We start from the raw sequence: 8533 nt of genomic DNA, 5'->3' as shown, positions 1-8533 counted from the left end.
AAGTAGCCGTTACCGCAGCAACGGATATGTACCCCGCTCCTACACACTTCATGAACAACCCCTCCACGCTTTCCCCCTTGCCCCAAACCCCGCGTGATTCCACGATGCAAGCACTTACAAAGAGGAGTCATTCCATGTTCGCCGGATTCCAAAAAGACCAGTGCCACGTCAACGGCGTGGACATCAGTTACCGCAAAGGCGGTACAGGTCCCGGTCTGCTCCTGCTGCACGGGCACCCGCAAACCCACGTCATCTGGCACAAAGTCGCCGAACAGTTAGCCGAACAATTCACCGTGGTCGCCGCCGACCTGCGCGGCTATGGCGACAGCAGCAAACCACCCGCCAACGACCACCACACCAACTACTCCAAACGCGAAATGGCGCGCGACAGCGTCAAGCTGATGCAAGCCCTGGGCTTTGACACCTTCTCGGTACTGGCCCACGACCGTGGCGCTCGTGTGGCCCACCGCCTCGCCCTGGACCACCCCGCCGCCGTGCAGCGCATGGTGCTGCTGGATATCGCGCCCACCTTGTCGATGTACGCCCAGACCGACGAAGCCTTCGCCCGCGCCTACTGGCACTGGTTCTTCCTGATCCGCCCGGCGCCGTTGCCCGAAGCGCTGATCGAGAGCAACCCCGAGCTGTACCTGCGCAGCGTCATGGGCAGCCGCAGTGCCGGGCTCAAACCGTTTACCGATGAAGCCTTCGCCGAATACCTGCGCTGCCTGCAACTGCCCGGCACCGCTCGCGGTATCTGCGAGGACTATCGCGCTGCCGCCGGTATAGACCTTGAGCACGACCAGGCCGACATCGACGCCGGCAACCACCTGAACCTGCCGTTGCTGGTGATGTGGGGCGCCGAAGGCACTGTTGGCCGCTGCTTCGAGCCACTTAAGGAATGGCAGAAAGTCGCCACCGACGTGCGTGGCAAGGCGCTGCCGGCCGGGCACTACATTGCCGAAGAAGCCCCTGAGTTGTTGCTGGGCGAAGTCCTGGCCTTCCTGCGCTGAATGCACTGACACACTGATCTGAAACACCCGCCTCGCAGGCTGCCAATGACCTGCGACGGGTTCGCTTTGCCCAAAAAACATCCCGAGATAATAACAATGACAATCCGAAAACTGCTGGGAACCCTGTATATCCAGGTGCTCATCGCCATCGCGCTGGGTGTGTTGATCGGCCATGTCTGGCCGCAAATCGGTATCGACCTCAAGCCGCTGGGCGACGGGTTTATCAAGCTGATCAAGATGATCATCGGCCCGATCATCTTCTGCACGGTGGTGTCCGGCATCACCAGCATGCACGATGTAAAACAGGTGGGTCGGGTCGGCGGCAAGGCGCTGCTGTACTTCGAGATCGTTTCCACCATCGCCCTGCTGATCGGCCTTCTCGCCGCGCACCTGCTGCAACCGGGCGTGGGTTTCAACATTGACGTGAAGACCCTCGACAGCTCGGCCATCGCCGGTTTTGTCGGCCAGGCCGAACATGGCGAAGGCATCACCGGGTTCCTGCTGCACGTGATCCCCACCACGTTTTTTGATGCCTTCTCCAAGGGCGAAATCCTGCCGGTCCTGTTTGTCTCGGTACTGTTCGGTGTCGGCCTGGTGATGGTCGGGGAAAAAGGCCGGCCACTGGTGGGCGTGATCAACCAGGCCAGCGAAGTGTTCTTTCGCATCGTCGGCATCATCAGCCGCGTGGCGCCCATCGGCGCGTTTGGGGCGATTGCCTTCACCATCGGCAAATACGGCGTGGGTTCATTGCTGCCGCTGCTGAAGCTGGTGGGTACGTTTTACCTCACCGCGTTTTTCTTTGTGGCCGTGGTGCTGGGCAGCATCGCGCGCTACGCCGGCTTCAGCATTTTCAAGCTGATGGGCTATATCAAATCGGAGCTGTTGATTGTGCTCGGCACCAGTTCGTCGGAGTCGGCGCTGCCGCAACTGATCCAGAAACTCGAAAGCCTGGGTGCGTCCAAAGGCGTGGTGGGCATCGTGGTGCCGACCGGCTACACCTTCAACCTCGACGGCACCAACATCTACATGACCCTGGCGGTGTTGTTCCTGGCGCAGGCCACCAATATCCACTTGCCGCTGGAGCAACAATTGACCTTGCTGGCGGTGGCCATGCTGACCTCCAAGGGCGCCGGTGCGGTGGTGGGTGCAGGTTTTGTGGCACTGGCCGCAAGCCTGGCCGTGGTGCCGACCGTGCCGGTGGCAGCGATGGTGCTGATTCTGGGTGTCGACCGCTTCATGGCTGAATGCCGCTCGCTGACCAATATCATCGGCAATGCCGTGGCGGCATTGGTGGTAGCCGCCTGGGAGGGTGAACTGGACCGCGAAAAAATGGCCCCTATCGCCCTCAAGCATGGCCGCCATGCGCGGGCTGCCGCGCAGGCGAAGGTCGCCGCCGAGTAAGCATTAACGGATCGGCATGCCCGAAGGCATGCCGATCCGGTGCTATTCTGGCGGCTCATGCCGCCACGTCTGTTTCTGATGACTCATAAGAAAGATACCGTGCCCCTACCCGAAGACCTGCGGGTGTTCCTCACCGTGATCCGCAAGGCCGGCTTCGCAGCCGCCGCCGATGAACTGGGGCTGTCGCCTGCGTATGTGAGCAAGCGCATTCAGATCCTCGAAACCACCCTGGCCACGCGCCTGCTGCACCGCACCAGCCGCCGCATCGCCCTGACCGAAGACGGCGAGCGAGTACAACGCTGGGCTGTGCGTATCCTCGAAGATTTCCAGCAACTGTCCGATGAACTCAGCGATGCCCACGACAGCCCGCGCGGGCATCTGCACCTGTGCAGCAGCTTCGGTTTCGGCCGCAATCATGTGGCGCCGGCCCTGTCGTTGCTGGCCGAGCAGTACCCGGACCTGGAAATCCGCCTGGACCTGTTCGACCGCGTGGTGGATATCGTCAGTGAAGGGTTTGACCTGGAGATTCGCGTCGGCGATGACATCCCCGGCCAGCACATCGGCAGGCGGCTGGTGAGCAATCGCCGCGTGCTGTGCGCGGCACCGGAATACCTGCAACGCAAAGGCACGCCGCAACAGTTGAGCGACCTGGAGCAGCACGACTGCCTGGTGCTCAAGGAGCGCGACAATGCGTTCGGTATCTGGAACCTGGAGCGTGACGGCGCGCCCGAAAGCGTGCGCGTGCGCGGGCCGCTGTCATCGAACAATGGCGAGATCGTGTTGCAGTGGGCGTTGGACGGGCGCGGTGTGTTATTGCGCTCGATGTGGGACGTAAAACCGCTGCTGGAACAGGGCAAGCTGGTGCAGGTGCTGCACACCTACACACAGAGTGCCAACGTGTGGGCGGTGTACCCGACACGTTTGGCCTACTCCGGTAAATTGCGCGCCTGCGTGGAGTTTTTGCAGGAGCACTTCAAGGGGTTGTCGATCTGACGCCCCGCGTGGCGCTGACACCCAGCCATACCGTCATGATCACCAGGGCGGTCAATGGCAACCCGTGGAACAGCACGATCACCTGGGCCGGCGTCCACGTCAGGTAGAACGGCCCCACCACCAGCATGCCCACGCCAAAGCCGGCCATCTGGATCAGCGTCAACAGGCTGAACAGCGGCAGGCGCAAGCTATCGGGTTCGCTTTGCGCACGGGAAACCAGCGCCACCTCGGAGATGCCATCGCCCAGCCCGGCCCACACCACCAGCAGCAGCGCCAGCCACAGTTCGGTTTGCTGGAAGGTCAGGATAAAGCCGCTGGACATCAGCGCCACACCCGCCATGAACCAGCGCTCCATGCCTTGGGTGCCACGGCCCTTGAGCAACGCACTGGCCAGGCGCGCGCCGATGAACTTGCCGCAGGCCCACACCGCCAGCAAGTAGCCCATGACGGTTTTCGCAGTGTCCGGCGAAATGTATTGCGACAACACCGGCCAGCCGACGTTATGTGCCGCGCTGCCGAGGGTGTCGAGCATGCTGATCAACAACATCGCCGCCAACACCGGTGCACCGCGCAGGCCTTTGGTCAACTCATGCCATTCGGCCGCAAGCCCACGATGCGCGGCAACGGCGACTGAATACAAGGCGCGCAACGGCAGGATCAGGCAAGCCGCCACCACGTAAGTGCCGATGTTGACGGCAAACACCGCCTCGAATCCGCCCGTGGCGATCAGCACACCGGAAAGCAAGCTGCCAAACACCGCACCGGTAGCCGCCGCCGAGGTGATCCAGGCATTGGTGCCCACCCGCTGTTCAAGCGCCACCCAGGTCGGCAACTGGCTGTTCAGGCCAATGGCAAACAGCGAATTGCACAGGCCGATGCCGAACGCGATAAACGGCAGCACGTTAAGTTGATGCGCCGGGATCAGCACCAGCAGCGGCACCAGTAACAGCGCGCGGGCCAGGTCCAGCCCGGCCAAGGTACTGCGCCCCGGGAAGCGCCGGAAAAACGGGATGCCGAACAGGCTGGCGACAATCCCGCCCGTGACCCGGCACGCCAGGAACACACTGACAAACACCACGCTTTGGCTGAGCCAGTAAACGTAGGTCGAGAGCGCCACCATGTTGAGGAATGCGCCGAAGTCCGACACGCCCCGCGCAAAGATGATCAAGCGTGCGTTGCGGGTCGACAGGCCCAATGGCTGAACGTCACTCATGCCGGTTGTACCTCGTCTTCTACCCGTACGTCATCAGCCGTCACGCCGCGCAGGCTGACCAGCAGCACATCGCGCCAGGCCGGTGCCGAATCGGCCTGCGCCCGCACGGCGCCGGCGCGGTGATATAGCCCACGGTCGTTGATCACGATGGTTTCCAGGAACTGCTCCATCGCCAGGTCCAGCACGCGGCTATGCTCCGCCTCACCGGTAAACACCTCGGACACCACCGGCACCGTGTTGCTCTGGCCAATGAAGTGCATGAACACCCAGTCCAGGCCATCCTGATGAATACCCGAGGTAGTCGGGCTGGGCGATAGCCCCTCTGCACGCACGCGAAACTGGTGGATATCAATGGTGTAGGCATGCGGGCCAAGGTGCGGTTCGAGCACCGCCAGGTCGGTGGCGAGCAATTTCTGCATCAGTGGGTGCTCGATAAAGCCCTCCTCGCTGTAGCTCAAGTGGTTGACGCCCTGGCGATAGTTGACCGCATAGGTGACCGGCGACTTGAACGCGCTATTGCGGTCGATCTGCAACTGCCGCGTCGGGGATAAACGATAGCGCAGGATCCGCCGTTCGCGATGCGTGTATGCCTTGAACGCCTCATCGCGCACCAGGTTCGCCCAGTAGGCGCGAAAGCTTTGCTCCTCGCCGGGCTCAACCTTGAGCAACTGGCCAAAGTCCCGACGGTGACAATAATGGTGCTCGCGCAAGTACGCGCCAATCTGTGGGATATCCATATCGCTAACCCTTATTGTCGATAATCACGCGCAGATTGTGCCGTATTGCATCATGCACCGCATGGGCGTGGGCAGCATCGTCGACCCTGGCCCAGCACTTGAGCAAGTAATGCTCTTCGATATCGGCATCAATAGAGTGACCGGACTCCTGTTGGGCATATTCCAGCACCGACGGCTGTTGAGCGAGCCATTCAAGGCCTTCAATACCCTTGAAGTGGCCACTGTGCTCCGGATAGATCGCCAGCATCGAGTAGTGTTGCGAGGCCTGCGCGACCTGGCGTGCGCCGGCGTCCAACCGCGCATTTACATCTGGCTCACCCAGCAGCAGCGACAGATACAGCTGGTACGGGTCAATGCCTGCCAAGTCACGGAACGCGGCATTGACGTACAGCCCGCCGACGCGTGGGTTGATTTCGATCACCACCGGCCCCGCGTCCGTCATGCGGAACTCGAAATGCACCACGGCATTGGTCAGGCCCACCGCGCGCAGGCACTCCACGGCGTACTGGCGGATCTGCTCACACTGGGCGTCGGTAAAGGACGTCGGCGGCGAAATCAGCAGGTTCTCCAGGACGGTGCCACTGCGCTCGGTCAACATCAGTTTTTCATTGATCAGCAGCGCATGAACCTGCTCGCCCGCCACCACACACTCCACACTGCCTTCAATACCTGGGATGAACCCTTCAAGCAAAAGGCTACGCCCCGGCAGGTATTCTCGTCGCTGCCCATCGTCCTCCGGCAACGTGTGGGCGCAGCCGTAGAAATCCGCATAGGCTGCGCTGGCATGATCTGCCAGGAAATGCGCGTAGTGGCTGCGCAACTGCGCCCAGTCAGAGCATTTCTTGATAAATGCCGACGCGCCACCAAAGGGTGGCTTGGCGATCAGCGGGTAACCGACTTGCTCGGCACCTTCGCGCAGTTGCTGTTCGTTGTTGCACAGCGCAAACGGCACCGAACGCACGCCGAGTTTTTTCAGCGCGCGGCGCATCAGGAACTTGTTGTTACACGCAGCAATGGCAAGTGGGTCGCTGTGCACCAGGCCCAGCCGCCGAGAGGCCTGCGCCACGATGCAGCCGACTTCGCCCTGCGCAGACGGGTGGCCGGCCTGGCAGAAGATTGCGCGGACCTGGTACTGCCCATCCAGCCGCCCCACCAACTCCAGAATCGATTGTTCATTCAACGCGTCGAGCAGGAACACTGCATCACTGTCGTCCCGCAGCCGCTGCAGGTGCTTGCGTCCGGCCACACCCGCCGTCAAGCAGGCCAGGCCTTGGGCACGGGCCGCCGCGAAGTGCGGCTCGCGGTAGCAATAGCGAACAGAGGCACTGTCATCAATATCAATAAAAAGAATGGCATCTTGTTTCATCATTAATACCGCCTCATGCGTCAGTCACTTCAGGCATCCTGCCAACTGCACCACTGCCCTTCCCAATTACGGAAGCGGTAATGACGTTGCCCATCGCGCACTTCAAAGTGCGGCAAGTCGTGTGGCTTTTCAAAGTCCAGCAGCGGCACGGTAAACTTGCCCTGTGCATGCGGCAGCACATATTCCGGCATGGCTATATTGGACACGCGCCGCTTGAGGCGATCCATAATAGCGATGGCGTGGCTGATCGATGCTTTATATTCCGACGCCCCCGGAGAAAACGGCATGAAGTGGTACAAGTAATATGGCTTTACGCCCAACCGATAAAGATCAATAAACAGTTTATGCAAGGTGGCTTCATCGTCATTCACACCGCGCAACAGCGGCATGTTGGAGAACACAATCGGCACCACACTTTGGATACGTTTAACCGCCACGGCAAAGTCCGCACTCAGTTCCAGCGGGTGGCACACATGTACGCCAAACGCATTGACCTTGTACTTTTCCAGCATGGCCAATAACTCATCGGTCACCCGAAACGGGTTAAAGCTCAAGGCCCGTGTGTGCAGGCGAATCAGCAGGTCGTCGCGGATGCCACGCAGGGCGGCGAGGTTCTCTTCGAGCTTGCGGTCGGCGAGCATCAACGGGTCACCACCGCTGAGAATCACCTCTTCGATGGCCGGGTTGTTGCGGATGTACTCGAGCGAGTCCTTGAACGAGTCGGCGCTGGCATTGGCCTTCTCGGTACCCACTTGCAGGGTGCGCAGCGCTTCGAAGCAGAACTGGCAATAGGCGTTGCAGGTGTTGGTCATGCGCAGGATCACGCGGTTGTCGTACTTGTGCTGGCAAATCGGCGTTTTCATTTCGTGGCCAAGTTCCCAGTTCTCCGAGGTGCCGTCGTAATCGCCAGCGACCTGTTCGCTCCAGTAGGGCACTACTTGGCGCCACAGCGGATGGTCCATCACCTCGCCATCGGTGAGAGAGCGCTTGATCAAGTCAATGTAATAAGGGGTTATCTGCAGCTTGCGGTCTTGCAAGTTGTGTTCGATATGCGCGCTGGTTTCCTCGCTCCAGCCACCGCAGGCAGCCCGCAGTGCCGGTTCATCGCGGATGGCATTCTTCTGCTGCCAACGCCAATCCTGCCACTGTACCGAACGGTGGATCGCTTGATCAAAAATCGACATGAGTTTGAACTCTCTGTGTTCTGAACGAATGTTAAGGCATCGGCATACGTGCCTTTTCACACTGGAAAAGACCGTAATATCCGCAACAACGACAACTGATTGACAGGTGGCAGGAGTCGATCAAGTTACCCACTCGATCACCGGCACCAGAGAGATATAAATGACCACTAATTCACGGGGCATGGCATCAACTTCCTTTTCTTATAATGTGCGACTTTCCAAGTCAGCATCCACTTAAGCCGATGACCTACAAGGTGTCAACAAATACCCTTGTATTTTTTCAGGGCTTCATCTACTAACGCTACACCGCCCTTGCAATCACTGAGGTTACGCGGTGCAACCGGCGTTATTTGAAAAGTAAATAGTCCCCCCCAAAAAAAACGCCCCCCAATAACTGGAGGGCGTTTGTTCTACTTATATAACTACGTAGTTACCCCATTAAGGTTTTCAACCAAGCCAGGGGTTGGCCGCCAAATGCTGGCGCTCGAACGTTTTGATCTGCTCACTGCGCTGCAACGTGCTGCCAATTGCATCCAGGCCGAGCAACAACGCGGTCTTGCGCAAGGTGTCGATCTGGAACGAGATCACCTGGCCATCGGCCAAGCGAATCTGTTGCGCCTCAAGGTCCA

7 protein-coding genes and 1 pseudogene are annotated in these 8533 nt (G+C 60.0%); 3 read left to right on the top strand and 5 right to left on the bottom strand.

The genetic code is table 11. The features are described 5' to 3' along the window. Window positions 1–134 precede the first annotated feature (134 nt). The 3 genes from FEM54_RS17400 (at window position 135) to FEM54_RS17390 (ending at window position 3404) form a co-directional block, all read left to right on the top strand. Window positions 135–1010 (top strand): alpha/beta fold hydrolase, encoded by an 876-nt coding sequence (locus FEM54_RS17400; RefSeq protein ID WP_138452119.1) that lies wholly within the window; start codon window positions 135–137, stop codon window positions 1008–1010. 96 nt (window positions 1011–1106) lie between these two features. Further along, window positions 1107–2411: a dicarboxylate/amino acid:cation symporter gene (locus FEM54_RS17395; protein ID WP_138452117.1), complete on the top strand. Its 1305-nt coding sequence runs from the start codon at window positions 1107–1109 to the stop codon at window positions 2409–2411. A 78-nt stretch (window positions 2412–2489) separates the two neighbouring features. After that, entirely contained in the window at window positions 2490–3404 is a 915-nt protein-coding gene (locus tag FEM54_RS17390; protein WP_017136351.1) for a LysR substrate-binding domain-containing protein, read from the top strand. Here FEM54_RS17390 and FEM54_RS17385 read toward each other — a convergent pair. The 5 genes and pseudogenes from FEM54_RS17385 to FEM54_RS17365 all read right to left on the bottom strand — a co-directional run. Then, entirely contained in the window at window positions 3385–4617 is a 1233-nt protein-coding gene (locus FEM54_RS17385) for an MFS transporter (RefSeq protein WP_017136352.1), read from the bottom strand. The genes FEM54_RS17390 and FEM54_RS17385 overlap by 20 nt on opposite strands. Further along, a complete protein-coding gene (locus tag FEM54_RS17380) occupies window positions 4614–5354 on the bottom strand; it encodes a 2OG-Fe dioxygenase family protein (RefSeq protein WP_138452113.1) in 741 nt (246 codons plus the stop codon). Before FEM54_RS17380 ends, FEM54_RS17385 begins: the two co-directional genes overlap by 4 nt. Before the next feature lie 4 nt (window positions 5355–5358). Further along, on the bottom strand, window positions 5359–6723 hold the full coding sequence (locus tag FEM54_RS17375; RefSeq protein WP_240792764.1) for an ATP-grasp domain-containing protein: 1365 nt from the start codon (window positions 6721–6723) through the stop codon (window positions 5359–5361). A 26-nt stretch (window positions 6724–6749) separates the two neighbouring features. Further along, window positions 6750–7904 (bottom strand): KamA family radical SAM protein, encoded by a 1155-nt coding sequence (locus FEM54_RS17370; RefSeq protein ID WP_017136355.1) that lies wholly within the window; start codon window positions 7902–7904, stop codon window positions 6750–6752. Between the two features lie 447 nt (window positions 7905–8351). After that, window positions 8352–8533, bottom strand: a pseudogene (locus tag FEM54_RS17365) (3-isopropylmalate dehydratase small subunit); the annotation flags it as partial.

It is taken from the genome of Pseudomonas edaphica (genome assembly GCF_005863185.1).
In the GTDB taxonomy this organism is placed as follows: domain Bacteria; phylum Pseudomonadota; class Gammaproteobacteria; order Pseudomonadales; family Pseudomonadaceae; genus Aquipseudomonas; species Aquipseudomonas edaphica.
This window is presented reverse-complemented; position numbering and strand designations above follow the sequence as displayed.